Source organism: Gemmatimonadetes bacterium SCN 70-22, from assembly GCA_001724275.1.
GTDB lineage: Bacteria > Gemmatimonadota > Gemmatimonadetes > Gemmatimonadales > Gemmatimonadaceae > SCN-70-22.
In genome coordinates, this window is the sequence record MEDZ01000003.1 from 283,197 (window position 1) to 309,475 (window position 26,279).

20 protein-coding genes are annotated in these 26,279 nt (G+C 68.7%); 13 read left to right on the forward strand and 7 right to left on the reverse strand.

Annotated elements, in window-relative coordinates:
* Positions 1 to 53: 53 nt before the first annotated feature.
* Together ABS52_02645 and ABS52_02650 are read left to right on the forward strand one after the other, a co-directional pair.
* Positions 54 to 2,375 carry a carbon-monoxide dehydrogenase large subunit gene (locus ABS52_02645; protein ODT05126.1) on the forward strand — a complete coding sequence of 774 codons (2,322 nt, stop codon included), beginning with the start codon at positions 54 to 56 and terminating at the stop codon, positions 2,373 to 2,375.
* A 94-nt stretch (positions 2,376 to 2,469) separates the two neighbouring features.
* Entirely contained in the window at positions 2,470 to 3,516 is a 1,047-nt protein-coding gene (locus ABS52_02650) for a hypothetical protein (GenBank protein ODT05063.1), read from the forward strand.
* A gap of 9 nt (positions 3,517 to 3,525) precedes the next feature.
* On the opposite strand, the gene ABS52_02655 is transcribed toward ABS52_02650, so the two are convergent.
* Entirely contained in the window at positions 3,526 to 5,154 is a 1,629-nt protein-coding gene (locus ABS52_02655; protein ODT05127.1) for a peptidase M28, read from the reverse strand.
* 342 nt (positions 5,155 to 5,496) lie between these two features.
* Here ABS52_02655 and ABS52_02660 point away from each other — a divergent pair, with 342 nt between their 5' ends.
* The 5 genes from ABS52_02660 (at position 5,497) to ABS52_02680 (ending at position 14,850) form a co-directional block, all read left to right on the forward strand.
* Entirely contained in the window at positions 5,497 to 6,675 is a 1,179-nt protein-coding gene (locus ABS52_02660) for a hypothetical protein (protein ID ODT05064.1), read from the forward strand.
* A 30-nt stretch (positions 6,676 to 6,705) separates the two neighbouring features.
* Complete coding sequence (locus tag ABS52_02665) at positions 6,706 to 7,965, forward strand: hypothetical protein (GenBank protein ID ODT05065.1); 1,260 nt, start codon at positions 6,706 to 6,708, stop codon at positions 7,963 to 7,965.
* A 154-nt stretch (positions 7,966 to 8,119) separates the two neighbouring features.
* Positions 8,120 to 11,224, forward strand: coding sequence for a hypothetical protein (locus ABS52_02670; protein ID ODT05066.1), 3,105 nt, complete (start codon positions 8,120 to 8,122; stop codon positions 11,222 to 11,224).
* A 1-nt stretch (position 11,225) separates the two neighbouring features.
* Positions 11,226 to 12,635: a hypothetical protein gene (locus ABS52_02675; protein ODT05067.1), complete on the forward strand. Its 1,410-nt coding sequence runs from the start codon at positions 11,226 to 11,228 to the stop codon at positions 12,633 to 12,635.
* Positions 12,636 to 12,714: 79 nt separating this feature from the next.
* Positions 12,715 to 14,850 carry a hypothetical protein gene (locus ABS52_02680; protein ID ODT05068.1) on the forward strand — a complete coding sequence of 712 codons (2,136 nt, stop codon included), beginning with the start codon at positions 12,715 to 12,717 and terminating at the stop codon, positions 14,848 to 14,850.
* Between the two features lie 75 nt (positions 14,851 to 14,925).
* Here the strand turns inward: ABS52_02680 and ABS52_02685 are convergent, their stop codons facing one another.
* Together ABS52_02685 and ABS52_02690 are read right to left on the reverse strand one after the other, a co-directional pair.
* Complete coding sequence (locus ABS52_02685) at positions 14,926 to 15,978, reverse strand: hypothetical protein (GenBank protein ODT05069.1); 1,053 nt, start codon at positions 15,976 to 15,978, stop codon at positions 14,926 to 14,928.
* A 135-nt stretch (positions 15,979 to 16,113) separates the two neighbouring features.
* Complete coding sequence (locus ABS52_02690; GenBank protein ODT05128.1) at positions 16,114 to 16,509, reverse strand: hypothetical protein; 396 nt, start codon at positions 16,507 to 16,509, stop codon at positions 16,114 to 16,116.
* Between the two features lie 221 nt (positions 16,510 to 16,730).
* On the opposite strand from ABS52_02690, the gene ABS52_02695 reads away from it, so the two are divergent.
* Positions 16,731 to 17,408 (forward strand): hypothetical protein, encoded by a 678-nt coding sequence (locus ABS52_02695; protein ID ODT05070.1) that lies wholly within the window; start codon positions 16,731 to 16,733, stop codon positions 17,406 to 17,408.
* On the opposite strand, the gene ABS52_02700 is transcribed toward ABS52_02695, so the two are convergent.
* The 4 genes from ABS52_02700 to ABS52_02715 form a co-directional block, all read right to left on the reverse strand.
* Positions 17,368 to 17,955 (reverse strand): hypothetical protein, encoded by a 588-nt coding sequence (locus ABS52_02700; protein ODT05071.1) that lies wholly within the window; start codon positions 17,953 to 17,955, stop codon positions 17,368 to 17,370. The two genes, ABS52_02695 and ABS52_02700, sit on opposite strands and share 41 nt — an antisense overlap.
* A 27-nt stretch (positions 17,956 to 17,982) precedes the next feature.
* A complete protein-coding gene (locus tag ABS52_02705; protein ID ODT05072.1) occupies positions 17,983 to 20,166 on the reverse strand; it encodes a penicillin amidase in 2,184 nt (727 codons plus the stop codon).
* The gene (locus ABS52_02710; GenBank protein ID ODT05073.1) at positions 20,166 to 21,191 is read right to left on the reverse strand and encodes a hypothetical protein; all 1,026 of its coding nucleotides are present in this window, start codon (positions 21,189 to 21,191) and stop codon (positions 20,166 to 20,168) included. Before ABS52_02710 ends, ABS52_02705 begins: the two co-directional genes overlap by 1 nt.
* Positions 21,192 to 21,269: 78 nt before the next feature.
* Complete coding sequence (locus ABS52_02715) at positions 21,270 to 21,452, reverse strand: hypothetical protein (protein ODT05074.1); 183 nt, start codon at positions 21,450 to 21,452, stop codon at positions 21,270 to 21,272.
* Between the two features lie 268 nt (positions 21,453 to 21,720).
* Here ABS52_02715 and ABS52_02720 point away from each other — a divergent pair, with 268 nt between their 5' ends.
* From ABS52_02720 to ABS52_02740, 5 genes are all read left to right on the forward strand, one after another.
* The gene (locus ABS52_02720) at positions 21,721 to 22,815 is read left to right on the forward strand and encodes a hypothetical protein (GenBank protein ODT05075.1); all 1,095 of its coding nucleotides are present in this window, start codon (positions 21,721 to 21,723) and stop codon (positions 22,813 to 22,815) included.
* Entirely contained in the window at positions 22,776 to 23,039 is a 264-nt protein-coding gene (locus ABS52_02725; protein ID ODT05076.1) for a hypothetical protein, read from the forward strand. Before ABS52_02720 ends, ABS52_02725 begins: the two co-directional genes overlap by 40 nt.
* 118 nt (positions 23,040 to 23,157) lie before the next feature.
* A complete protein-coding gene (locus ABS52_02730; protein ID ODT05077.1) occupies positions 23,158 to 23,541 on the forward strand; it encodes a hypothetical protein in 384 nt (127 codons plus the stop codon).
* A gap of 28 nt (positions 23,542 to 23,569) precedes the next feature.
* Positions 23,570 to 24,991, forward strand: coding sequence for a hypothetical protein (locus ABS52_02735; protein ID ODT05078.1), 1,422 nt, complete (start codon positions 23,570 to 23,572; stop codon positions 24,989 to 24,991).
* A gap of 30 nt (positions 24,992 to 25,021) precedes the next feature.
* Positions 25,022 to 26,257, forward strand: a complete 1,236-nt coding sequence (locus ABS52_02740; GenBank protein ID ODT05079.1) for a hypothetical protein — start codon at positions 25,022 to 25,024, stop codon at positions 26,255 to 26,257.
* Positions 26,258 to 26,279: the final 22 nt, after the last annotated feature.

Sequence of the window (26,279 nt, forward strand, 5' to 3'; positions counted from 1 at the left end):
ACGTGGCGACGACCGACGAGCTGCGCATCACCACGCCGCCGAAGATCTGCGGCATGGGGCATCGCATGAAGCGGAAGGAGGATCCACGCTTCATCCGCGGCAAGGGCAACTACGTCGACGACGTGAAGCTTCCCGGCATGCTGCACATGGACATCGTGCGCTCGCCGTATGCGCACGCGAAGATCCTGAAGATCGACGCCAGCGAGGCGCTCAAGATCCCCGGTGTGCTGGCGGTGATTACCGGCGAGGACCTCAAGAAGGCGGGGAACCTGCACTGGATGCCGACGCTGATGTCGGACACGCAGATGGTGCTTCCCATCGACAAGGTGGTGTACCAGGCGCAGGAGGTGTGCGCGATCATCGCCACCGACCGCTACATCGCCGCCGATGCGATCGAGAAGGTCGTGGTGGACTACGAGCCGCTCCCGGTGGTGGTCGATCCCTTCGAGGCGTTGAAGGACAACGTCATCGTCCGCGACGACAAGGAGCTCAAGACGAACCACATCTGGCACTGGGAGGCCGGGAACCGGGAGGCCACCGACCAGGTGTTCAAGGAGGCGGCGACGGTGGTCGAGGAGAAGATGCACATCCCGCGCATCCATGTGTCCTCGATCGAGACGTGCGGCATGGTGGCGAACTACAACACCGCCACGCAGCACATGCAGATCTACATGACGTCGCAGGCGCCGCACGCGCACCGCACGGTCTTCGCGCTGGTGAGCGGGCTGCCGGAACACAAGATCCAGATCATCTCGCCGGACATCGGCGGCGGATTCGGCGGCAAGGTGCCCGTGTACCCGGGGTACGTCGTCTGCGCGGTGGCATCGCTGGTGACGGGGAAGCCGGTGAAGTGGGTCGAGGACCGGAGCGAGAACCTCCAGGCCGACTCGTTCGCCCGCGACTACCACATTTCGTGCCGGCTGGCCGCCGACAAGGATGGCAGGATCACCGGGATGCAGGTGAAGACGCTTGCCGACCACGGTGCCGCGGACGCCGCGGCGAACCCGTCGAAGTTCCCGGCCGGGCTCTTCTCGATCGCCACGGGGTCGTACGACATGAAGGCGGCGCACATCGAGGTCGACGCCGCCTATACCAACAAGCCTCCTGGCGGGGTGGCATACCGCTGCTCGTTCCGCGTCACGGAGGCGGTGCACATGATCGAGCGGATGACCGATGTCCTCGCGCACCAGCTGGGCGAGGACCCGGCCGACTTCCGCATGAAGAACTTCATCAAGCCGGAGCAGTTCCCCTACAAGTCGCCGACCGGCTGGGACTACGACAGCGGGAACTACCACGCCGCGCTGCAAAAGGCGATGGACGTGATCGGCTATCGCGAGCTGCGCAAGGAGCAGGCGGAGAAGCGCGCGCGCGGCGAGCTGATGGGGATCGGCATCTCGTCGTTCACGGAGGTGGTGGGCGCGGGTCCCTCGCGCGACTACGACATCCTGGGCATCAAGATGTTCGACTCGGCGGAGATCCGGATCCACCCGACGGGGAAGGCGATTGCCCGCTTCGGGACCAAGTCACAGGGGCAAGGGCACGAGACAACCTACGCGCAGATCCTCGCCGAGGAGCTCGGGTTGCCGGCGGAGGACATCCAGGTGGAGGAGGGGGATACCGACACGGCTCCCTACGGGCTGGGGACCTACGCCTCCCGCTCCACGCCGACGGCGGGTGCGGCAGGGGCCATGGCGGCGCGCAAGATCCGCGCGAAGGCGAAGAAGATCGCGGCGTACCTGCTCGAGGTGAACGAGGAGGACCTCGAGTGGAACGTGGACCGCTTCCAGGTGAAGGGGGCGCCCGGCCAGGCCAAGACGATCCAGGACATCGCGTTTGCGGCGTACACCAACCATCCGCCCGGCATGGAGGCGGGGCTCGAGGCCACGGACTACTACGATCCGCCGAACCTCACCTTCCCGTTCGGGTCGTACATCTGCGTGGTCGACATCGACAAGGGGACCGGTGAGGTGAAGGTGCGCCGCTTCGTCGCCGTGGACGACTGCGGCAACATCATCAATCCGATGGTGGTGGAAGGGCAGATCCACGGCGGGCTCACGATGGGGCTGGCGCCGGCGCTGTACGAGGAGATCGTGTACGACGAGAACGGACAGAACCTGTCCGGAACGTTCTCGGACTACCTCCTCCCCACGGCGATGGAGACGCCGAGGTGGGAGACGGACCGGACCATCACCCCGTCGCCGCACCACCCCATCGGGGCGAAGGGGGTAGGCGAGTCTCCCACGGTCGGTGCGCCGCCGGCGATCGCGAACGCGGTGGTCGACGCGCTCTGGCACCTGGGGGTCAGGCACATCGACATCCCGATCACGCCGCAGAAGGTGTGGCGGGTGCTGCGCGAGAAGGGGATCAACGACTAGGGCGGAATGCGGAGCGGGCTCCTGTCATGGCTCCTGTCACGGCGGATGCCGTGGCGGGAGCCCGGCGTCGTCTCTCCCACGGTGGTGACGTGCGATGTACGACGAGTACTTTCACAAGGCAGCCGAGCTGGCCGAGCGCGGACTCCCGTTCGCGACGGCGACGGTGGTGCGTGCCCAGGCCCCAACATCGGGAAAGCCGGGCGATCGTGCCATCGTCACGCTGGATGGCGTGATGTACGGATGGATCGGGGGGAGCTGCGCGCAGCCGACGGTGGTCCGCGAGGCGCGACGTGCGATCGTCGAGGACCGCAGCATGCTGATCCGGCTGTCGCCCACCCCGGGCCTCGAGCCCGTCCCCCCGGGGATGGTGGAGGTGCCGATGACCTGCTTCAGCGGAGGGACGATCGAGGTGTACATCGAGCCGCAACAGCCGCGCCCGCGCCTGGTCGTGGTGGGGCACCTTCCCGTGGCCCAGTCCCTCATCCACCTGGGCAAGGCGCTGAACTACCGGGTGATCGCGGTGGCACCGAGCGAGGAGCAGGCGGCGGTGCAGGGTGCCGACGAGGTGCACGCGTCGAGTGCCGAGATCGCGGGGTGGATCACGCCGCTCACCTTCGTGGTGGTGGCGACGCATGGCTACGGCGACGAGGAGGCGCTGGCCGATGCCCTGCGGAGCGATGCCCCTTACGTGGGACTCATCGCCAGCCGCAAGCGTGCCGAATCGGTGCGCGACGCGCTGCGCCCCATGGGAATCGCCGAGGAGCGCCTGGCCCGGCTGCGCGCGCCGGCGGGACTCGACATTCACGCCCGCCGGGGCGACGAGATCGCCCTGTCGATCATGGCGGAGATCGTGCAGGTGCGTCGCGGGCTGGAGCAGATCGCGTGGGCGCAGCGCGTCGATGACGCCGCGGGCGCGCCGGGGCAGGCCCCCGTGACGGCGATCGACCCGGTGTGCGGCATGACGGTCGAGGTCGCGACGGCGCGGGCCACGCACGAGCACGCGGGCGTGACCTACTACTTCTGCTGCCCAGGGTGCCGGGGGCGGTTCGCGCGCACCCCCGAGCGGTTCCTGCACCCCGAAGCGGAAGCGGCGGAAGGCATCGCGCCCTCCGCCGCATCGCGGGCACTCCCGACGCCCTGACCGGCGGTACTACGGGCGAGCGAGCATGCGGTCGCGCGTCGCCTTGAACTCGTTCCCCGCGCGCCACTGGGGATAGTGATCGGCCTGGGCCACGCGATAGCCAACCGTCAGGAGCAACTGCAGGTCCTCCACGCCGCCGCTCATGTCCCACCCCGCCTTGATCTCGTCCTGCGGCGCGTGATAGTCGTGGTTGGTGTACTCGTCGCGCTTGCGCTTGCCGAAGTCCGCTGGCTGCCCGAGGTAGTCGGTTCCAGCCTCCGCATAGAAGGCGGGAACGCCCTGCTTGGCGAAGTTGAAGTGGTCGGAGCGGTAGTAGAACCCCTTCTCCGGCTCGGCATCGGGCTTGAGGACACGTTGCTGCCCGGCGGCGGCCGCCGCGGCGTAATCGTCGAGCTCGGAGGCGCCGAGGCCGATGACCACCAGGTCCCTGGTGCGCCCCCAGGTGTTGAGCCCATCCATGTTGATGTTGGCCAGGGTCTTCGCCAGGGGGTAGAGCGGAGCGACCGAATAGTACTGCGCGCCGAGCAGCCCCTGCTCCTCGGCGGTGACGGCAAGGAAGAGAATGGAGCGCTTCGGCGGGGCGGGCATCGCCTTGAACGCCTTCGCCATGGCAAGGAGCCCCGCCGTGCCCGTCGCGTTGTCGAGGGCGCCGTTGTAGATCGAGTCGCCGTCGACCGTGTCGCCGATGCCGAAGTGGTCCCAGTGCGCCGTGTAGACGATGTACTCGTCCTTGAGCGCGGGGTCGCTTCCCTCGAGCTTCGCGATCACGTTGCGCGAGTCGATGGTGCGCAGCGAGTTGCGGAGCGAGACGCTGGCACTCACACCTAACGGGACCGGGGCGAAGTCGCGGGTGGCGGCCCGCGCCTTGAGCGAGTCGAAATCCTGCCCCGCCATGGCGAACAGCGCCTTGGCCTGCGGGAGCGCGATCCACCCTTCCACATCGCTGCGCGACATGTTCTTGTCGGGCGTGACGAGGTCGAACCGCTCGGCGGCATTCCCCTGCACCACGGTGAACGGATACCCGGCCGCTTCGGTCTCGTGCACGAGGAGGACCCCCGCAGCCTTGTGCCGCATGCCCTGCTCGAACTTGTAGGTCCAGCGGCCGTAGTAGGTCATGCGGGGGCCGCCGAACTGGGACGTGTCGGGGAGCGGCGGATCGTTCACCAGCATGACGAGGGTCTTGCCGGCCACGTCCATCCCCTTGTAGTCGTCCCAGTTGAACTCCGGCGCCTCGGTACCGTAGCCGACGAAGACGAGCTCCGAGTTGCGCAGGGCGGCGGTTTCGGCGACGTGCTTGGTCCAGGCGACGTAGTCGTCGCGCCACTTCAGCGTGGTGCGCGACGTCCCCTTCGAGAAGGTGAGGGTGGGAGTCCCTTGCACCGTGATCCCGACGAGGGGGACCTTCTGGATGTACGTGCCATCCGGGTTGCCCGGTGCGAGACCGATCGCCCTGAACTGCGACTCGAGGTACGCGACGGTCTTGTCCTCGCCGGCGGAGCCGGGGAGGCGCCCGAGGAGCGAGTCATCGGCCAGGACGCGGATGTGCTGCATGAGCGTCGCGGTGTCGATGGCGGCGAGTGCCTCGGGTGGAACGGGCAAGGCGGCGGTGCGTTCACCGCCCGACCTGCCGCAGGTGATGGCGACCAGGGCGAGCGACGCGGAGGCGAACGCGGCAAGGAACCGCGACCGGAGAGGGCGATGGGACATGGAGTCTCTCGTCGGGTGAAGGGGCGCGGGAAGGGCCGCGACTGTGCGGGCGTCGGCCGAGTGACGGCGATGGTGCCCGACGGCGGCGCCGCTGCACGGGCGGCCGGTCGCGGCTGCGGCGGAAACGGCGAAGCGGATCGGCAATCTACAGGTGGTATCGGTCCGCGGTCACCCGGTCGACGTCGGGATCGGCGTGCCCTGTCGATCGCCGGGTACGGTGCGCATGTTGGGGCGGTCAGTCGTCGTGTCCGCCCTCCTCCCCGTGCGTTTCACATGAGCAGCCGTCGCAGCTTCCTCAAGACATCAGCCGCGGCTGGCAGCGCGCTGGCCCTGCGTCCCCTTGGCACGCCGCTGCATGCGGCCGACGAGCCCAGTGTGCCGCTGCCACGCGATGCGGGGCGTGCGCCAGAGTCGCTCAGCATCCTCATCCTCGGGGGGACGGGGTTCACCGGTCCGGAGCAGGTCGAGTACGCGATTGCCCGTGGGCATCGGGTGACGTTGTTCAATCGCAACAAGACGCGTCCGGGGATGTTCAAGGGGCGCGTGGCCGAAGAACTGATCGGTGACCTGAACGGCGACACCAGCGCGCTGGCCGGCAAGTCGTTCGACGTCGTGATCGACAATCCGACGACTCTTCCGGCGTGGGTGCGCAACGTGGCGAGGCACCTCGAGGGGAAGACGAAGCAGTACATCTTCATCTCGACCACCTCGGTGTACCGCGACCAGAGCCAGATCGGGATCGACGAGAGCTCGCCGACGACGCCGATGCCGGCGGAAGTGGATCCGTACACGCTCGAAGCGGCGCATGCGTCGCGGTACTACGGGGCGCTCAAGACCCGCGCCGAGGAGGAAGTGGAGCGGCACTATCCCGGGATGAGCACGATCATCCGTCCGTGCCTGATCGTCGGGCCACTGGATCGCACGGACCGCTTCACCTACTGGCCGGCGCGCATCGACCAGGGGGGTGACGTGCTGGCTCCCGACACGCCGGACGATCCGTGCCAGTTCATCGATTCGCGTGACCTGGCCGAGTGGACGATCCGGATGGCGGAGCTGCGGGCCTTCGGCGTCTACAACGCCGTCGGTCCGGAGAAGCCGTTGACCATCGCCGAGATGCTGTACGGGGTGAAGGCGGTGACCACGGCCGGGGCGCAGTTCACGTGGGTGCCGTGGGAGTTCCTGGAGGAGCAGGGGGTGCGGCCGTGGCGGCACATGACGGTATGGCAACCGCCGTACGGTCGCACGGCGGGCTACCAGCGCCGCAAGGCGGAGAAGGCGATCGCCAAGGGGCTGACGTTCCGTCCGTTGGCGGTGACGGCCAGGGATACGCTGGACTGGCACAAGACGCGTCCGCCCGAGCAGCAGGCCGCCACCCTGCGCGGGGAGATCAACGGCCTGTCGATGGCGCGCGAGGCCGAGGTTCTGGCGGCCTGGCGGGCGCGTGGTCGTTAGGCTCCTCCTTCCCCTTCCCCATTCGCTCCGATGACCGCTGAAGTCGCGACCCGCCGCGAGTTCCTGGCCACGGTCGGTGCGCTGACCGCCACTTCGATCGCCGCGCCGCGCCTCGTGCACGGCACCGATGTGTCCGAACCCGGGCTGGCGCGGGAGACGACCACACGGGGCCTCGCTCCGTCACCCGACGATTTTCTCCTGGCGCCGGGGCTGACGTACCTGCAGACGGGTTCACTTGGCCCCACGCCTCGCCCGGTGATGGAGGCGTCGATCGCTGCGTGGCGCTTGCTCGAGTCGGACCCGGCGGGGCAAGGGTACGGACCGATGGAGCGCGCCATGGAGGAGGTGCGGTCGAAGGCGGCGGCATTCATCGGCTGCAAGACCGAGGAGCTCGTCCTGACCAACTGCACGACCGAGGGGATGAACTGGGTGGCGCAGGGGCTGGGACTGGTTGCCGGCGATCGCATCCTGACGACCGACCAGGAGCATCCGGGGGGGCGAGTGTGCTGGGACTACGCGGTCCGTCGATTCGGCGCGGGTCTCGACGTGGTGGAGATCCCGCCGGGGGAGGGTGACGCGCAGGCGATCATCGATCGGTTCGCACGGGCCATCACGCCGAAGACGAGGGTCCTGTCGTTCTCGCACGTGCTGAGCTCGACGGGGCTGCGGATGCCGGTCGCGGCGCTCTCGGCGCTGGCGCGCTCCCGCGGCTGCCTCTCCGTGGTCGACGGTGCACAGGCGGCCGGAGGGATCGCAGTGGACGTGAAGGGGTTGGGGTGTGACGCGTACGCGACGTCGGGGCACAAGTGGATGCTGGCGCCCAAGGGGACGGGATTGCTGTACCTGAGCGAGGCGATGGGGACGGCGATCGACCCGATCGCGCTGCAGAGCGGGCGGGCGGCGTACTCGGCGTCGTCGGGGGTGAGCAGCCTGCCGAGCGTGCTGGGGCTTGGCGCGGCGATCGACTACCTCTCGACGATCGGTATCGATCGGATCGAGGCGCATAACCTCGGACTGCGCCAGCAGCTGTTGGAGGGACTGGCCGCCATCCCGAAGCTGCGCGTGGTGAGCGCTGGCGCCGGGGCCCTGGCCTCGCCACTGCTGAGCTACGCGCTTCCGCCCGGTTTAACTAGCGCGGCCTTGCGCCAGCGACTGCGGGAGCGGCACGCCATGGAGGTGAAGGTCGTCCCCGGAAACTGGTTCAACGGGCACCGCATTTCGACGCATTTGTTCAATACGCGCGAGGAGGTCGAGGCGTTGATCGGGGCGTTGCGCGCCGAGCTGGTATGACGGGTCGGGGGTCTCGCGCACACGCGCGCTCCGATCCGCGGCTTGCCATTGCCTGTTTTCGCACTACGTTGGCCGCAATGGTTCCCAGCCGCGGCGGTGCATGTACGAGGTGCCTCGCGGCACTGTTTTCACGGCAGGCGCCGCCGAGGTGCACATGCAATCACGATTCGTTAGGCTCGCGCTCACGCTCGCGGCGTTCTTCGGAACGCTCGCGCCACGCGATGGGCTCGCCCAGGGACAGCAGGGGAGCGTCACGGGTCGCGTGACCGACGCGGCCTCGGGGGCGCCGATCGGCGCTGCGCAGGTGGCCATCGTCGGCACCACGCTCGGGACGCAGACGAACACGGAGGGGCAGTACACGATTCGCGGCGTCGCGCCGGGACGTGTCGAGGTGCGGGTGCTGCGCCTCGGGTTTGGCGAGCAGCGCCAGGCCGTGACCGTCGTCGCCGGCCAGGCTGCGACGCTCAATTTCCAGATGGCCGCAGTGGCGATGACGCTCAACCCGGTCGTCACCACCGCGACGGGGCAGCAGCGCCGCGTGGAAGTGGGGAACGCCATCGCCCAGGTCGACGCCGCGCAGCTCGTCGAGACGCGTCCCGTGTCGGGGATGGCTGACCTCCTGACGTCGCGCGCGGCGGGGGTTCTCGTGACGCCCGGCACGCAGACCGGCGCCGGGACACGCATCCGCATCCGCGGCACCAGCTCGCTGTCGCTCACCAACAACCCGATTGTCGTGATCGACGGGATTCGCGTCGAGTCGGCCACCGGCTCGTCGTCGGTGAGCGTGGGCGGGACGACACCGTCGCGCTTGAACGACCTCAACCCCGAGGAGTTCGAGTCGATCGAGGTGGTACGCGGACCGTCGGCGGCAACGCTCTACGGGACGGACGCCGCCAACGGCGTCATCGTGATCACCACCAAGAAGGGGACGGCGGGGCGGCCGCAGTGGTCCTTCTATACGGAGCAGACGGGGATCACCGACCGGAACGACTATCCCACCGCCTGGCACGGCTGGCGCACGGGCACCACCTCGGGGACGACGTCGTCGCCGTCGAACACGGTGCAGTGCTTCCTGTCGCAGGTGGTGGCCCGCACCTGCGTGCAGGACAGCGTGACCAGCTACAACCTGCATAACGACAAGGACGCCACGCCGTATGGCGTGGGCTACCGGTCCCAGTACGGCGCGCAGCTCCGCGGCGGATCGGACGTGGCGCGCTACTTCCTGCACGGCGAGTGGGAGCGCGAAGACGGCGTGACGAAGGTTCCCGAGTTCGAGAAGCGCTGGCTCGCCCGTAACAACCGCTCGCTCAGCGAACGGCAGCAGAATCCCGGGCTCATGGGGCGCATCACGGGGCGTAGCAACGTGAACATCTCGCTGCCGCGCAACGCCGAGATGCAGGTGAGCGCCGGCTACACGTCGCAGGACATCTACCTGCCCCGCAGCGACGACTCGGGCACCCCGGGGATCGCGGCCAACACCTTCGGCGGCCCGGGCTTCCGCTACAACCTCAACCCGCAGGGCGATACGCTCTTCGGGTGGCGTCAGTTCACTCCGCGCGACATCTACCAGACTGAGACGTCGCAAGGCGTGGAGCGCTTCATCGGATCGGTGAACGCCAACTGGCGCGCCTCCGACTGGCTCTCGGCGCGCGGCAACTTCGGGCTCGACTACACCAACCGGCTCGACTCGCAGCTCTGCCGGTTCGACAACTGCACCAACACCGGGCAGGACCGGCTGGGCTTCAAGGTCGACAACCGGACCAACTTCTTCGTCTACACCGTCGATGCTGGCGCCACGGCCACCCGCCGGTTGAGCGAGACGCTCGAGTCCAAGACGACCGCCGGCTTCCAGTTCTACCGCAACGTCTTTAACCGCAACGGCGCGCGCGGCAGCCAGCTACCGCCGGGGGCCGTCACGGTGACGTCGGGGTCGGTCGCTTCGGCAGACGAGACGACCTCCGAGAGTCGCACGCTGGGCGCCTTCGTCGAGCAGGCGGTCTCGTATCGCGACAAGCTGTTCCTTACCGGCGCGGTGCGCTCGGATCGGAACAGCGCGTTCGGGGCCGACTTCAAGACGGTCTTCTACCCCAAGCTTTCGGCCTCGTGGATCGTCTCCGAAGAAGGGTTCTTCCCCAAGACCGAGTGGATCGACCAGCTGCGGGTGCGCTCGGCGTATGGTGCCTCCGGCGTGCAGCCCGGGACGATTGACGCCGTGCAGTTCTTCTCCTCGTCGGTGTTCCGTGGCGAGAGCGGCGACCAGCCGACGCTCGTCTACTCATCGCTGGGCAACCGGCAGCTCAAGCCGGAGCGCTCCACGGAAGTGGAAGTCGGCCTGGACGGGACGTTCTTCAATTCGCGCCTGACGACGGAGCTGACCTACTACCGCAAGTCGTCGAAGGACGCGCTCATCTCGCGCATCCTCCCGCCGTCCATCGGGACCGGTTCCACCGCGCGCCTGGAGAACCTGGGCGAGGTACGGAACTCCGGCTTCGAAGCGCTCATCAACGCCCAGCTTGTGCGCCGCGACCGGTTCGGCTGGGACGTGTCGCTCAACGCATCGACCAACGACAACGAGTTGGTCAGCCTGGGTGGCGTACCCCCAATCATCGGCACGACGCAACGCCAGATCGAAGGGTATCCGCTGTACGGCTGGTGGTCGCGTCGCCTGCTGGGGTATGCCGACAAGGATGGCGACGGCATCATCCGTTACAGCGCCGATCCCAACCTGAGCGAGATCACCGTCTCGGACGCGCCCGAGTTCCACGGCTATCCGCTGCCGCGCTACGAGCTCGCCCTCACCAACAGCTTCGAGCTCTTCAAGCGCGCACTGCGCCTGTCCGCGATGGTCGACTACAAGGGCGGTCACCTCGTCTACAACAACTCCGAGCGCATTCGCTGTGCGTCGCGCTTCAACTGCGAAGGGCTCATCAACCCGAAGGCGCCACTGTTCGAGCAGGCGCGCACGGTGATGGTGCGCGAGCATCCGAGCCGGTCGGTGGCCGGATTCTTCGAGGAGGGCGACTTCATCCGCCTCCGCGAGCTGTCGGCGAACTGGAACATTCCGCGTGACTGGACGGCGCGACTGCTGCGTGGCCGTTCGGCCTCGGTGACGGCGTCGGCGCGAAACGTCGGGATGCTCTGGACCAATTACCTCGGCGTGGATCCGGAGGCCTTCGGCACCACCGGCGACGCCCCGTCGTCGTTCCAGGCGTTCGGCCCACCGACGTACTTCGCCTTCCGTTTCAACCTTGCCTACTAGGGTGATCGCCATCATGCGAGCATATATGAACTTTGTTCCCGCGCATGCGCCGCTCCGTGCCGTGGTGCGGCGCGCAGCGGGCGCCGTCGGCGTTTCCGTCCTGGCGCTCACGTCTGCGTGCTCGACGGCGACCGAGATCCTCGAGGTGCAGGATCCGGACATCGTGAACCCGAGCGACGTGGCATCCGTTGCCGGCGCCAACGCCGTGCGCCTCGGCGCCCTCGGGCGCCTCAATTCGGCGACGAGCGGCGAAGAATCGCTGTTCCTTCTCGGCGGACTGTTCACCGACGAGTGGATCAACGGCGACTCGTTCATCGCGAGGCAGGAGATCGACCAGCGCACCATCACGCGGGAGAACACGTTCCTCACCGCGGCCAATCGCGCGCTGCACCGCGCGCGACTCTCGGCGGAACAGGCGGTGGAGCTCCTCGAGCAGCACAATCCCTCCGCCCCCGGGTGGCAGGTCGCCGAGATGTACTTCGTGCAGGGTTACGCCATCAACCTCATGGCCGAGCACTACTGCAGCGGCATCATCTTCAGTTCCGTAGTGAACGGCGTGGAGCAATATGGCTCGCCGATCACCAGCGCGGCGGCGTTCGACAAGGCGTTGACGCTGGTGGATCAGGGGATCACGCTCGTCACGGGGAATACCGCCGACGATACGCGGGTGCGCAATGCGCTGCGTGTTCTCAAGGGACGCATCCTCGTGAACCTCAATCGTCACGCCGAGGCGGCGACGGCGGTGGCGGGCGTGCCGAACACGTTCGCGTACACCATGCTTCATGCGGCCACGGCCACGAGCAACCAGATCTGGGCCTTCAACAGCCTGTCGCGCCGCTACAGCATGAGCGTGGCCGAGGGCATCAACGGGATGAACTTCGGGTCGGCGAACGACCCGCGCGTCCCGGCCTGCCAGGGGGGCGATGCGACGTGCCGCGCTCTCGGCGTGACGCTGGCGACGCGCGACGACCTGCTGCGCCCGATCATCATCGCGACGAACTGGTCGGCGCGTGAAAGCCCGGTGGCGATCACCAACGGGATCGAGGCGCGCATGATCGAGGCCGAGGCGCAGCTCAAGGCCGGGAATGCAGCGGCCGCGCTGGCCACGCTCAACGCGGCGCGCGCCACGGTCACGGGGCTCGCTCCGCTCACCGACGCTGGAACCCCCGCGGCCCGGCTGGACCAGCTGTTCCGCGAGCGCGCGTTCTGGTTCTTCGGGCGCGGGTATCGCACGGGCGACATGCGCCGCCTGATCCGGCAGTACGGGCGGGCGGCCAACACCGTCTTCCCCACCGGGGCCTGGCACAAGGGCGGCAACTACGGGACCGACGTGAACTTCCCGGTTCCGCAGGCCGAGGACAACAACCCGAACGTTCCCGCGGGCGGGGCGTGCATCGACCGAAACGCCTGATCGCTCAGCAGTGGCACGACTGAATCACGCGGCGCCTGCCAGCCCTGACGCTGGCAGGCGCCTTCCTCCATCCATTCCCATGCGTCGCTTGTCACTGTTCACGGCCGTACTTGTCCTGGCGCCGGCCGTCGCCCTGGCGCAATCCCCGCGGCCATATGCGGACCGCGTGGAGATTCGCCGTACCACGCACGGTATCCCGCACATCCTGGCCGAGGACCTGGGCGCCTTCGGCTACGCGATGGCGTGGGTGCAACTCGAGGACTACGGCGCGCGCGTGGCGCACGGTCTGGTGCGCGCGCGCGGGCACCTGGGGCGCTACTTCGGGCGCGACTCGCTCGAGCGGGACTTCGGCGCGCGGTTGGCGCACACGCGGGCCGCCGAGACGTGGCTTCAGCTGCAACGAGAGACGCGCCAGGTGTACGAGGGTTTCGCGCAGGGAGTGAATGACTACGTCCGGCGGAACCCGACCGACATCCCGGCATGGATGCCGAGCGACTTCACCGGCGTCGACGTCGCGGCGCTGTGGATGGAGCCGGCGGTGCCTCCGTCCGGACGCGCCTTCACCGACCGCGCCCAGCGCCGGCGTGAGAGGGCGCGCGCGGACTCGCTGGCGCGCGAGGGCGACGGCTCCAACGCGTGGGCCTTCGCCCCGTCGCGCACGCGATCGGGACGCGCGATCCTGCTGCGCAACCCGCACCTGGACTGGAGCGCCGGCTACTACGAGGCGCACGTCACGGTGCCGGGCGTGATGGACTTCTACGGTGACTTCCGGATCGGGAACCCCGCCCAGCTGATCGGGGGGTTCAACGGCCACTTGGGGTGGGCCACGACGAACAACAACACCGACCTCGAGGCGATCTACGCGCTCGACGTCGACAGCGCGCGCATCGACCGCTACCTGCTGGACGGGACGAGTCACCCGCTGCAACGCATCGACGTGGTCGCCGAGTACCGCAACGGTCCCGGGCTCTCGTCGGAGGTGCGCACCATGTGGCGCACGCACGTAGGGCCGGTCATCGAGCGCGCCGACGGCAAGGTGTATGTCGTGCGCTGGCCGGCTGAGGGAGAGTTTCGCAAGGTCGAGCAGTTCCTGCGCATGATGCGCGCGCGCTCCCTCGAGGAGTGGAAGGATGCGATGCGCCTGCGCGCCCACACCACGTCGAACCTCACGTACGCCGACTCGAAGGGAAACATCTTTTATGTGTGGAACGCCACCGTGCCGCAGTTGCCGCATCCCTCGGGGGGCGACTCGGTGGCGATCCCGGCGCGCACGAGCGCCGACATGTGGCGCGACATGGTCCCGTTCGACTCGCTCCCGCAGTTGCTCAACCCGCCGGGGGGATACATCCAGCAGTCGAACGACCCGTTCCACTATACGAACCTCAACGCGATCATGGACTCGACGCGCTTCCCGTCGAACTTCTCGCGCCCGGCGTTGGGTTTCCGCTCGCAGCTCGGCATCCGCTTGGCCACCCAGATGCGCAAGATGACGCTGGAGGATGTGGTGCGTCTGAAGCACTCCAACCGGATGCTCGCCGGCGAGCGACTGGCCGACGACCTGCTGGCCGCCGTGCGCGCGAGCTCGCCCACGCCCGAAGTAGCGGCCGCAGCAGAGATCATCGCGAAATGGGACCGGACCACGAACCCCGAGTCGCGTGGCGGCGTGCTGTTCGAAGCGTGGTACACCCGCCACTTGCAGGGAGGCGACGGCATGCGCGGACTCCCGATGGCCGAGCGCATGCGTCGCACCTTCGCGCGACCATGGACGTCGGCGGCGCCGAACGACACTCCCGACGGGCTCGCCGACCCGGCGCGAGCGGCCGCCGATTTCGCCTGGGCCGTGAGCGAGGTGACGCGCCGGCATGGCAGCGCCGACGTGGCGTGGGGTGCCGTGCACCGGGTGCGGCGCGGCGATGTGGACGTTCCCGTCGGCGGATGCACCGGGGCGTTGGGGTGCTTCCGGGTGATCCAGTACTCCGATGCACCTGACGGCAAGCGTGTGGCTCGCGGCGGTGACGGGTGGGTCCTCGCGGTCGAGTTCACCCCGGTGCCGCGCGCCTACTCGGTGCTGGCCTACGGGCAGAGCGCTCGCCCGGAGTCGCCCTACTTCGCCGACCAGGCGGCGATGTTCGCGCGCGGCGAGATGAAGCGCGTCGCGTTCACGCCGCAGGACGTGGAAAAGGCGACGATCCGGAGATATCGCCCCGGGACGTGAGGCGACCAACACGAGTGCGCCCCGGCGACGCGGATGCGTGGCCGGGGCGCCTTCGTTCATACGCGCCGTGTCACCTTACGGTTCGGTTGCCGGCGCCGCCGCGGGGAACGCGCGCGGGAGCTGCGGATAGGGGACGCTCGGGAACTCCCCGGTGAGCGAGTTCAGGAAGGCGACGAGCTGCCGCACTTCGTCGGGGGTGAGCTTCCGCTTGAGCTGCGAGTCGCCCATGATGGCCACCGCATCCTCCAGCGTCCGGGCCGAGCCGTCGTGGAAGTACGGGTGGGTCACCGCGATGTTGCGCAGCGGGGCGACGCGGAAGACCCACTTGTCGGCGGCGTTCCCGGTGACGGAGGCACGTCCCACGTCCTTCGAACCCTGCACGTGCGAGAAGTTGGCGTAGCCGTTGCCCCCGAGGAGGGGACCATTGTGGCAGCCCAGGCACCCAGCCTGCTGGAAGAGCGCGAGTCCGGCTCGCGCGTCGGGGCCGAGTGCCGCGGTGTCGCCAGCGAGGTAATGGTCGAACGGCGCCCCCGGGGTCAGGAGGGTGCGCTCGAAGGCCGCGATCGCCCTGGCCAGATTGTCGAAGGTGAGTGCCGTCGTGTCGCTGTCGAACGCTTGGGCGAAGAGCGGGGCATACCCAGTCTCGCGGAGGCGCTGGACCGCTTCATCCGGTGTGAGATCCATCTCGACGTGCGCCTGAATGGGCCCCTTGGCTTGCTCTTCGAGTGTAGGGGCACGCCCGTCCCAGAATTGTGCCTTCAGGAATGCCGCATTGAATACGGTAGGGCTGTTGCGAGGTCCGGTGCGTGCCCCCTCGCCCATGGCGACCGAGCGATTGTCGACGCCGGCGGCACCGACCACGTGGCACGTGTTGCAGGAGATCGTCGCCGAGCGGGAGAGCTTGGGTTCGAAGAAGAGCTTGTGGCCCAACGCGACTCGCTCGGCCGTCGTCGGGTTGTCGATCGGCGCGGGGGCCTGGGCCGGGAGCGCCTCGAAGAGTGGGGAGAGGCCGGGGGGGCGCTGCGTCGCGGCGCCTTCGTTACCGGCCGGTGCGGGTTCCTTTCCCTGCTGGCCGCACGCCGCGAGTGCGGCGGCGATCGCGAGCATGGAGATACTGATGCGCGACATGAGATGGATCCTCCCGATGCATGGGGCACGGACCCTGAGGCCGTCCGTCACCCCACGTTTAGGCTAGCAGCAGGCGCCGTCGCGCTCCAGCGCGGAAATGCCGCGATCTCGGTCGGCGCTTGCCGGACAGCCGTCTCACCGGTGGTGGCGCTGCACCAGGTCCCATCGATTGCCGTACAGGTCCTCGAAGACGACCACGCGACCGTAATCCTCGTCGCGGGGCCGCTCGATGAAGTTCACGCCCCGTTCACGCATGCGGGCGTAGTCCTGTTCGAAGGCGTCGGTGTGGAGGAAGAGAAAGACGCGTCCGCCGCCCTGCCGTCCGACGACCGACAGCTGCTCGGCGTTCGCCGCCCGGGCGAGGAGGATCGACACGGCACCGTCGCCGGGCGGAGCCACGACGACCCACCGCTTTTCCGGCGTCATGGGGGTGTCCTCGAGGAGGCGGAAGCCGAGGACGTTCGTGAACCAGGCGATGGCTTCGTCGTAGTCGCGAACGAGAAGGGCCAGGCGGGCGATGTACTGGGACACCGGAACGGGGGTGGAAATGTCGAGGAAGCGAGCGAGCGGGGGCGCCAGGGGGGTCGCCGCGCGAGCTGCGACGAAGCATGGTCCCACGTGGTCGCGATCGGCAACCGCGGGAGCGGACACTTGGGGCGTGGCGTCGACCTCATGCTTGGCAGGGGGGTGCGTCACACTCGCCAAGTGACGCGGGGGGGCGCGGGTTGCGGTGATGGGGATGCATCGTGTCTGTGTATCGGGCCGAGCGCGACTCGCGCGTTCCCCACCCTCAACTGCACTCATACATCATGCGAAAACTGCTGATCCTGGCCGCTGCCACCACTGCCCTGGCCTGCGGCGATTCGACCTCGAGCGTTCGCGGCAACGGACTCGTTCGCGTCCAGCTGACCGACGCCCCGTTCCCGTACGATTCGGTGCAGAGCGTGGACATCTTCGTGGTTCGCGTCGACGCCCGGCTGGCCGAGCCGGACTCGGCCCAGGCATCTACCGCGCTCTCGGAGGACAGCGCGAGCTCGGCGGGGTGGACGACGATCGCCCGTCCGAACCGGTCCTACGACCTGCTGACGCTGCGAAACGGGACGGTGGCCGACATCGGCCAGGATTCGGTCCCGCAGGGGAATTACCGCGGCTTCCGCCTGGTCATCGATCCGTCGCAGTCGGGGATCACGCTCAAGAGCGGGATGATCCTGACGGGAGCGAGCTCGCCGTCGGTCACCTTCCCGAGTGCTGCCCGTACCGGGATCAAGATCGTCCTGACCAAGCCGATCCCCGTTGGCGACGACAGCACGTCGACGGTGCTGATCGACTTCGACCTGGACAACTCCTTCGTGATGCGCGGCAACTCGATCACGAAGAACGGGCTCCTCTTCAAGCCCGTCGTGAAGGCTTCGGCGAAGGTGTCGTCGTAGCCGGCGGCTCGGCGGTCGTCACCGGGCCCACGGGGTGGCGATAGATCGTCGCTCGCGTGGTCCCGAAGTCGAGTGTGGCGGTGCCGGGGGGAAGGGGGTGGGTGCTGGCGTGTTCCACCGCCAGCACCCGCGAGAAGGCCAGGTCGTGCCACAGGCGAATGACCCAGTCGAGCTGGCGCGACTCGTACGGCGGGTCGGCGAAGGCGACGTCGTATCGATCGGCCGTGAGCGCCTCGGCGAAGCGGATCGCGTCCTTCCTGAAGATGCGGGTACGATCGCGCAGCTTGAGGGAAGTGATGTTGGACTTGAGCGCGTGGAGTGAGGTCGGGCGCCACTCCACGAAGTCTGCCGTGGCCGCACCGCGCGAGATCGCCTCGAGGCCGAGTGCCCCGGTTCCCGCGAACAGGTCGAGGACTCGTGCGCCAGTGATCTCGCCGGCGAGATGGTCGAGCAGCGCGCCGCGCACGGGTTCGGCCGTGGGGCGAACCCGCGGGTCCCTGGGGCCGTAGAGGTCGCGCCCCGCGAGCCTTCCGCCGACGATGCGCATGACCGGGGCGCGGAGCGAGCCGGGGCGCTACTGCCCCGGCTTGTACTCGCGCTCGATGTGCCCTTGCAGCTGCGAGCGGTGGAAGTACACCTCACGCAGGTTGCCGCTGGCGTATCGCTCGGCCTGGTCGTTGAAGTGCTTGTTCTTCGGGTCGCCGTTGACGCCGCCGGCGGTGACGGCCCTGGCGCGTACGCTGTCGCCGAACTCCACCACTGCGACGAAGCTGTTGCCGCTGGTCCCGTACCACTTGTGCGTCCCCTTGTAGGCGCGCGCGCCGAACGAGGCGAGCGATCCCCAACGGGCCGAGGTGAAGGGGACGGGGATGCTCGGCCCCGCGTCATCGAACGGCTGGACGATGTCGCCCGTGAGGCGCTGGAAGCGGTTGATCTCGCCCCACGGCGTCTTCCACGTGCCGAATCCCGAGGCGATCGAGTCCGACGCCCTTGCCAGCGCCTGCAGCTTCTGCGTGCCCGTCGTCCGCTTCGCCATGTAGTCGTAGACCGGCATGTCCTCGCTGTCGGCATCGGCGCTCGACTCACGCCACATGACTTCGCCCCAGAAGACGGCGAGCGAGGTGGGGACCGAGGTCGCCGACCATCGGTAGTCCCACCGGCGCAGCGAGTCGACCTGCTCCGCGACCCTGGCCTTGAGCGGGTCGCCGGCCGGGGCCTGGTCGTACGCCTTGACGAGCGGGGGAATGAGGTCGGCGAAGGCGGGGAGGTAGCTGTCGAACGCCGCCGCGATGAGCGACTCGATCGTGAAGTCCTTCTTGTTCTCGAGGACGCGGATGGCGTGCACGCCACGCGGGTTCTCGAGGTACTCGTCCATGTACGCCGGATAGTCCGACTTCTTCGGGCTGTTGGGGCCCGACACGGTGTACGGCCAGTTGTTGGTGTTCTGGATCCACCCCACCGGCGGGTTCTTCACGTGCGGGCTCTCGTCGATGGAGTGCACGCCGTGCCATTCCGTCATCGTGTCATTGCCGGCGACCGGCTTGCTCCAGTCGAAGCGCGTGCTGCGCCGGGGGACATGGTTGGCGTGGAAGTAGGCGATGTTCCCCTCGGCGTCGGCGAAGATCGTGTTGTTGGACGAGTTGGTGTACAGCTCCATCGACTTGCGGAACTCGTCGTAGTTCTTCGCCTTGGTGCGCGTGTACGACTGCGTGAGCGCCTTCACGGGCTCGTTCATCAGGTTCACGGCGATCCACTTCCCGCCATCCTCGCGAACGATGGGGCCGTGGTGCGAGCGGTAGACCGTGAACTCCCGGGTGGCCAGCCCCGTGCCGGACTTGTAGGCGATCGAGAGGGTCTCGGTGCGCAGGGGGCGCTGCTCGCTCCCGTACTCGTAGTAGACCGAATCGCCCTTCTTGACGATCGACTCCGCCCATTCGTCGACCACGTCGGCGCCGCTGGAGGTGTGCATCCATCCTGCGGTGTTGTTGAACCCCTGGTAGATGAAGAACTGCCCCCAGGTGATGGCGCCGTAGGCGTTCAACCCCTCGTCGCTGGATGCGTGCGCCTCCTCGCGAAAGAAGAACGACGTATGCGGGTTGATGAGGAGGAGGGCGTGCTTGTTGGCGGTGTTCGACGGGGCAATGGCGAAGCCATTGGAGCCCGACGGTTCACGCGGGGTGCGGTCACCGACCGCCGAGACCTGCCTGGCGACGCTGTCGCCGCCGTAGAAGGCCTTGAGGTCACGGAGCGAGATGTCCTCGATGTCGCCGCCAATGCTCCCCTCGCTGAACGAGAGGGCCATCCACGGCTCGAAGCGCGTGATGACGCGCGGCTTCACCTCGGGGTGCCTGGCGAGGTAGAAGTTGAGGCCATCGGCCCAGGCGTTCATCAGCGACTTGAGCCACGGCTCGCTCCCGTCGTACAGCACCTTGAGCGTGTCGGGATTGATGAAGAGGCGCTGGCGCAGGTCGCGGTATATCTGCGACTCTCCCTCCGCCTCGGCCAGGCGGCCGAGGCTGTAGAGGTAGTTCGTCTCCACGCGATTGAAGTCGTCCTCGGCCTGCGCGTAGATGAGGCCGAAGACGGCGTCGGCGTCGGTCTTTCCGTGCACGTGGGGAATTCCCCAGTCGTCACGGGTGATCGTGACGTTCTGGGCCTGCTGTTCCCAGCGGGCGAGGTCGGCCTTGGACGCACCGGTGGCGCCTGGGCGAGGGGAGCACGCCGCAGCCAGCGCGGCGAGGAGCAGGATGCGCTTCATCACTTTACCCCGAGGTTCTGCTTCAGGAACGCGATCGTCCGCGGCCAGGCGTCCTTCGTGGCCGCGAAGTTCGCCGCTTCTTCGGCTTCATCACGCTGGGCCTTTGGGTCGTCCTGCGCGCGCAGGAAGCCGTGCACCGCCCCTTCGTAGTTGATGCCCGTGTAGCGCTTGCCCAGCGCCTTCATGATCGAGTCGAGCTGCGGCATCGCGGCGGCAATGCGCGCGTCCTTCGATCCGTTGAGGAGCAACATGGGGACGCGAATCTTCTTCAGCGAGTCGGCATCGATGGACGCCGCGACCGCCGGGGCGTTCGCGGTAGCGGGGGAGCCGCCGCGCATGTAGGGGAGGCCGTAGAACGCCACGCCTCCCGCGAAGCCGGCAACGCCGCCGTGCACCGCGTGCATGAAAGTCGTCGAACCGCCCCAGCAGTAGCCGATCACGGCGTACTTCTGGGTGGCGGCGGGCTGCATCATCGCGAAGTTGGCCGCGGCCACGATGGCCCGGTTGCGCTCGGCGGCATCGACACCGCCGATGAGCCGGCGCGCCGAGTCGGCTGGGAGTTCCACCGAGCTGGGGCCGCCGCGCACGCGCGACAGGAAGTCGGGGGCAATGGCGATGAAGCCGTCGGCAGCCGCCTGGTCGGCCACGGCGCGCACCCACGACGAGAGCCCGAAGATCTCGTGCACCACCACGACGACCGGCGCCTTCTGTGCCGACTTCGGGTAGACGATCCACGCCATCAGCGAATCGCCAGCGCCGGCCCCCCACGGGATCTTGACCCATTCACCGTGCCGGGGGGTGGCCGCGAGGCGGGCGGCGGCGCCGCGCGCGCTGGGCGGAAGCCCGGGGCGGTCCTGTTGCGCCGCGTCGGCCGTTCCGAAGACCGTGCGAGGCGCCGCCAGGTCGGCGGCACTCATGTGCATTGCGTGGTCATCGGCCGCCACGAAGGATTTCGAGGGGACGACCCGCTGGACGGTGCAGGCCGGAAGCAGAAGGGCGGCGACGATGGCGGTGCGACGCATCATGGGGACATCCTCGTCAGGTGGGACTGCACGCTGGTGACCGAAGCGTTAACGTGGTGCACCGATGGGTAGTGCCGCCAGCTACTTCTCGGTCGAGCCTGCCATGCCGTCGTCCGACGAAACGGCGTCGCCCGTTCCCTGCTCGGCCAGTCGCTGCGCGTCCTGCTTGCGCTGCAGCTTCTCCTCGCGCTTCTGGTCCTTCTTGCGTTGGCGATCGAGCTCCTTCTTGCGACGCTCGAAGTCGTAGTTGACGCGCTTCTTCATCCAATACCTGCCGGGTAGGGGGAGTAGGGCTTCATGAAAGCTACTCCGACGCCCCTCCCCCGTGCGACGAATTGGCGCCACTTTCGCGGTTCCCCGACCGTCCCCGGAGCCTGAGCATGTCGCGCGACGTGCCATCCTGGGCGGGGGCTTCTCGGGCCCAACCCGGGGCTCGCGCATCGGTGGGTGATCTTCCTGGTCGAGCTGCACTGTGAGGACGACGTGACGCCCCCTCCGAAGCCGCATCCGGTGACGAACGGCGAGGCGCCGCATGCCTGACGCGAAGGCGACGAGCGTGCATCCCTCGCTCGTCGAGGCGCTGCAGGGGGCGGGGGCGCGGCTGCTGTCGCACGTGCCGGGAGCGGCCGTCCTGCGCCTCCTGGGAGAGCGACCGCACGTGGTGGATGGAATGACGCTCGACCCGCACGTGCAGCTGGTGCGCATGGTGCGCCTGCGCCGGCGCATCCCGCCGCTCTCCGCGGCGCACGTCGATGCGCGGCGCGCGACGTACCGACGCGAGACGGCGTCGGTGACCGGCACCCCGACGCCGGTGGCGAGCGTGCGCGACGTTGCGATCGAGGGGGGAGACGGCACGCTCCGGGCGCGGCTCTACGCCGCACCGGGGGGGGCCGGCGAACGTCCACCGCTCCTGGTCTACCTGCACGGAGGGGGCTTCGCCCTCGGCGACCTGGAGACGCACGACGAACCGTGCCGGCTGCTGGCGCGCCACGCGGGGATGCACGTGCTGAGCGTGGCGTATCGCCTGGCGCCCGAGCACCCCTTTCCCGCACCGGTGGACGATGCCTGCGCCGCCCTCCGCTGGGCCCTTCGGCATGCGTCGTCGCTGGGCGCGGACCCGCGACTGGTGGGGGTGGGGGGCGACAGTGCGGGGGCGAACCTGGCGACCGTGGCGGCGCAGGTGCTCGCGGGCGAGGGGAGATCGCCGGCGGGGCAGCTGCTCGTCTATCCAACCACCGATGCGGAGGCGGCAACGCCGTCGCGCGCTACGTTCGGGGCCGGATACTTTCTGGATACGGCCGACATCGACGCATTCCGCGACATGTACCTGGGGAGCGACGTCGCGGTGCGCCGCGACCCACGCGTGAGCCCGGTTCGATGCCCGGATTTGCAGCTGGCGCCTCCCGCGCTCGTGGTCACCGCCGGCTTCGACGCGTTGCGCGACGAGGGCGACGAGTACGCCGGTGCCTTGCGACGAGCGGGGGTGAGGGTGGGGCAGCTGCGGAACGAATCGCTGGTGCACGGCTTCCTGCACATGACGAGCGTGTCTCCGGGCGCGCGCAACGCCGCCATCGCCATCGCGTCCGCGTGGCGCGCACTCCTCGCCGGGGCGCCGTCGGCCGCGTGACCCCCATGCCGGGAGCCGCCACGGCGACCGCCCTCCACGGCATGGTCCTCCTCATCGTCGTCGGCACGGCCCGGGGCGCCGGTGCCGCGCCGGCGCGCCTGGTCGTGACGCACGGGGCCAGGGTCGCGCCGGCGGGACGGAGCGATCGGAAGGACGGCGCCGTGCCGCCGGGCGACACCGCGGGAGGGAACGCCGCGGGTTCGGGGGAGAGCAACCTCGGGTAGCGGCCGGTGTAGTGCGCGTGCGGTTTGCCGGGTTAGGATTCAGGAGCCGTGGATCTGACCACGCCGCCAGGGCCCCACGCCTCATCACGCCTCACCACGCCTCTCCACGAGTCATCTCATGTCCCGCATGCGATTCATCATGACGCTCCTCGCCACCCTCGTCCTCGGCGCAACCGCTGCGCAGGCGCAGCAGAAGGGCGTGGATGTCACCGGCAGGTGGGCCTTTGCCGTCGTGACCGAGAACGGGACCGGGTATCCTGCGGTCGTCCTCAAGCAGGACGGGGAGAAGGTGACCGGGACCTACGATTCGCCCCGCATGGGGACACGTCCGCTCGAGGGGACGATCAAGGGCGACACGATTCGCCTGGAGATGAAGGGGGGGACGGAGGGGATGCCCCCCTTCCTGTTCGTCGGCGTACTGGTGGACAAGGACAACATGAAGGGAACGCTCGAGATGGCCGGCATGGGGAGTGCGCCGTTCACCGGCAAGCGGGAACCGTAGTCCACTCCTATCCCCCGCATCGCCACGCGTGAGCGACACCCCCGCGCGCAGGTCGGCCGCGTCGTACGACACGACGATCACCGACGGCCCACTTCTCCCGGCCATCTGGCGCATCGCGTGGCCCACGATGCTGCAGAACGTCATTGGGGGACTGCAGGGCGTGATCGACCATGCCATGGTCGGGCACTACGTCGGCTATACCGGCAACGCCGCCATTGGCGTATCGCTGCAGATCTACCTGGTCGTCATCGCCTTCATCTCGTCGCTCTTCATCGGGATGAGCGTCCTGGTGGCGCGCTTCGTCGGGGCGCGCGACACCGAGCGCGTGAACCGCACCGTGGAGCAGGCGTTCCTCGTGTCGGTGGTGCTCTCGTTCGGCGTCCTCGCCCCCGTGGGCTATTTCGCGGCGCCCCACCTGCTGTCGCTGGTGAACGCGGCCCCCGGCGTGCGGGCGCAGGCTCTCCCGTACCTGCGCATCATGTTCGTCTTCGGCGTCGGGATGCTCCAGTTCTACATGGTGGGCGGAGCGCTGCGGTCGGCGGGCGATGCGCGGACGCCGCTGCGTCTGGGGGTGGCGGTGACGCTCCTCAACATCGTGCTGAACGTGATCCTCATCCGCGGGCTCGGTCCCATTCCCGCACTCGGCACCGCGGGCGCGGCGATGGGGACGGCGATCGCGACGGGGGGCGTCGGTGCGTACTCGTTCTACAAGCTGTGGAACGGGACGTGGGTGGTGCGCTTCCCGCGCACCGGCGCGCTGCGTCCGGACTGGGAGATCATCCGGGCGCTCTTCCGCTTTGGCCTCCCGAGCGGGGTACAGGGGGTAGCCATGAATGTCGGCGGGGTCATGCTCCTCGGCTTCGTCGGCTCGCTGGCGCTGAGCGGTCAGGCGCAAGCGGCCTATGCGGTCGGGTACACGGAGCTCTTTTCCTTCATCACGTGGACGTCGACGGGGCTCACCGGCGCGGTGGCGACCGTGGCGGGCCAAAGCCTCGGTTCGGGACAGCCGGAGCGCGCCGCGCGCTCGGCGTTCGAGGCGGCGCGGATCGCCGCCATCGGCGCGGCCAGCATCGGCATCCTGTTCCTCACCATTCCGCGCACGCTCCTGGGGCTGTTCGGGATGAGCGACCCCGTGGTGCTCGATCTCGGGGCGGAGTTGCTGCGCTACCTGAGCGTTTCCGGCATCTTCATTGCCGTTGCCCTCACGTACACCGGAGGGTTGCAGGGGACGGGGGACACGCGGAGCCCGCTGTACATCTCGCTCGTCTCCCAGGTGGTCATCCCACTGGGCATCTGCTGGCTGGTGCGGCGGTATTCGACGCTCGATCCATGGGACATCTGGCGCGCCATCCTTGCCGGGCACGTCACGCGATGCCTGCTGTCCGTCTGGCGCTTCCGCCAAGGGAGGTGGCGCGACATCGCACTCGGGGTCGGCGCGAGTCCCGCCTGAACCCACCCCAGACACCGATCACGAATCCTCATGTTCCGATCATCCGTTCTCGTCGCGTGCGCCCTCTACATCACGAGTGCTGGTGTGGTCGGCGCGCAGTCGCCCGTCCGCGCCTTCACCGGCGCCCGGCTCATCGACGGCACCAGCCGGGAGCCCATTGCCAATGCGACGCTCGTCGTGCGTGACGGTCGCGTCGTCGCGGCGGGCCCGGCCTCGGAGGTTCCGATTCCCGCCGGCGCCGAGCGGATCGCGCTGGAAGGGAAGACCGTGATGCCGGGATTGATCAACGCGCATGGGCACGTGAACGGCGTGCGCGACCTTGCGACCTACGCGGCCTATGGTGTCACCACCGTGTACTCGCTGGGGGGGGAGCCGCAGGAAGTGTTCGCCGCGCGCCGGACACAGGATGCGCCGACGCAGTCACGTGCCCGCGTCTTCGTGGCGGGGCCGGTGCTCGATCCGACCACGGCGGAGGGGGCCCGCACGCAGGTGGGGGCGGCGGTGGCGCAGGGGGTGGACATGGTGAAGATCCGGGTCGACGACAACCTGGGGACAACGCCGAAGATGCCTGCCGAGGCGTATCGCGAGGTGATCGCGGAGTCGCACCGCCGGGGGAAGCGCGTGGCGGTGCACCTGTTCTACCTCGCCGATGCCGAGTCGCTCCTCGCGGCCGGGGCCGACCTGGTGGCGCATAGCGTGCGCGACGCCGAGGTGGATGCGGGGCTCATCGGCGCGCTCACGTCGCGCGGGGTCTGCGTGAGCCCGACGCTGATGCGCGAGGTGTCGACCTTCGTGTACGAGTCGACGCCGACCTGGTTCGATGATCCGCTCTTCCTGGCGCATGCCAACCGCGAGTGGATGGCGTCGGCCATGGACCCGGCGCGCCAGGCGGCGGTGCGCGCCAGCGCGAGCGCCCAGCGCTACAAGGCCGCGCTCGATGTCGCCAGCCGCAATCTCAAGCGCCTGTCGGACGCCGGCGTGACGATCGCGATGGGGACCGACACCGGTCCGGTGGGGCGCTTCCAGGGGTATTTCGAGCTGATGGAGCTCGAGCTGATGGTGAAGGCTGGCCTCACCCCCCGCCAGGCGATCGCCGCCGCCACCCGGGACGCCGCGCGCTGCATGAAGCTCGATGGCGACCTCGGCACGCTGGAGCCCGGGAAGTGGGGCGACTTCGTGGTGCTGGACGCCGACCCGTTGGTCGACATCGCGAACGTGCGCCGCATCGACTCGGTGTGGATTGCCGGGAACCGCGTGGCGCGCTGAGCGAATGGGCCGGCGTCACCGA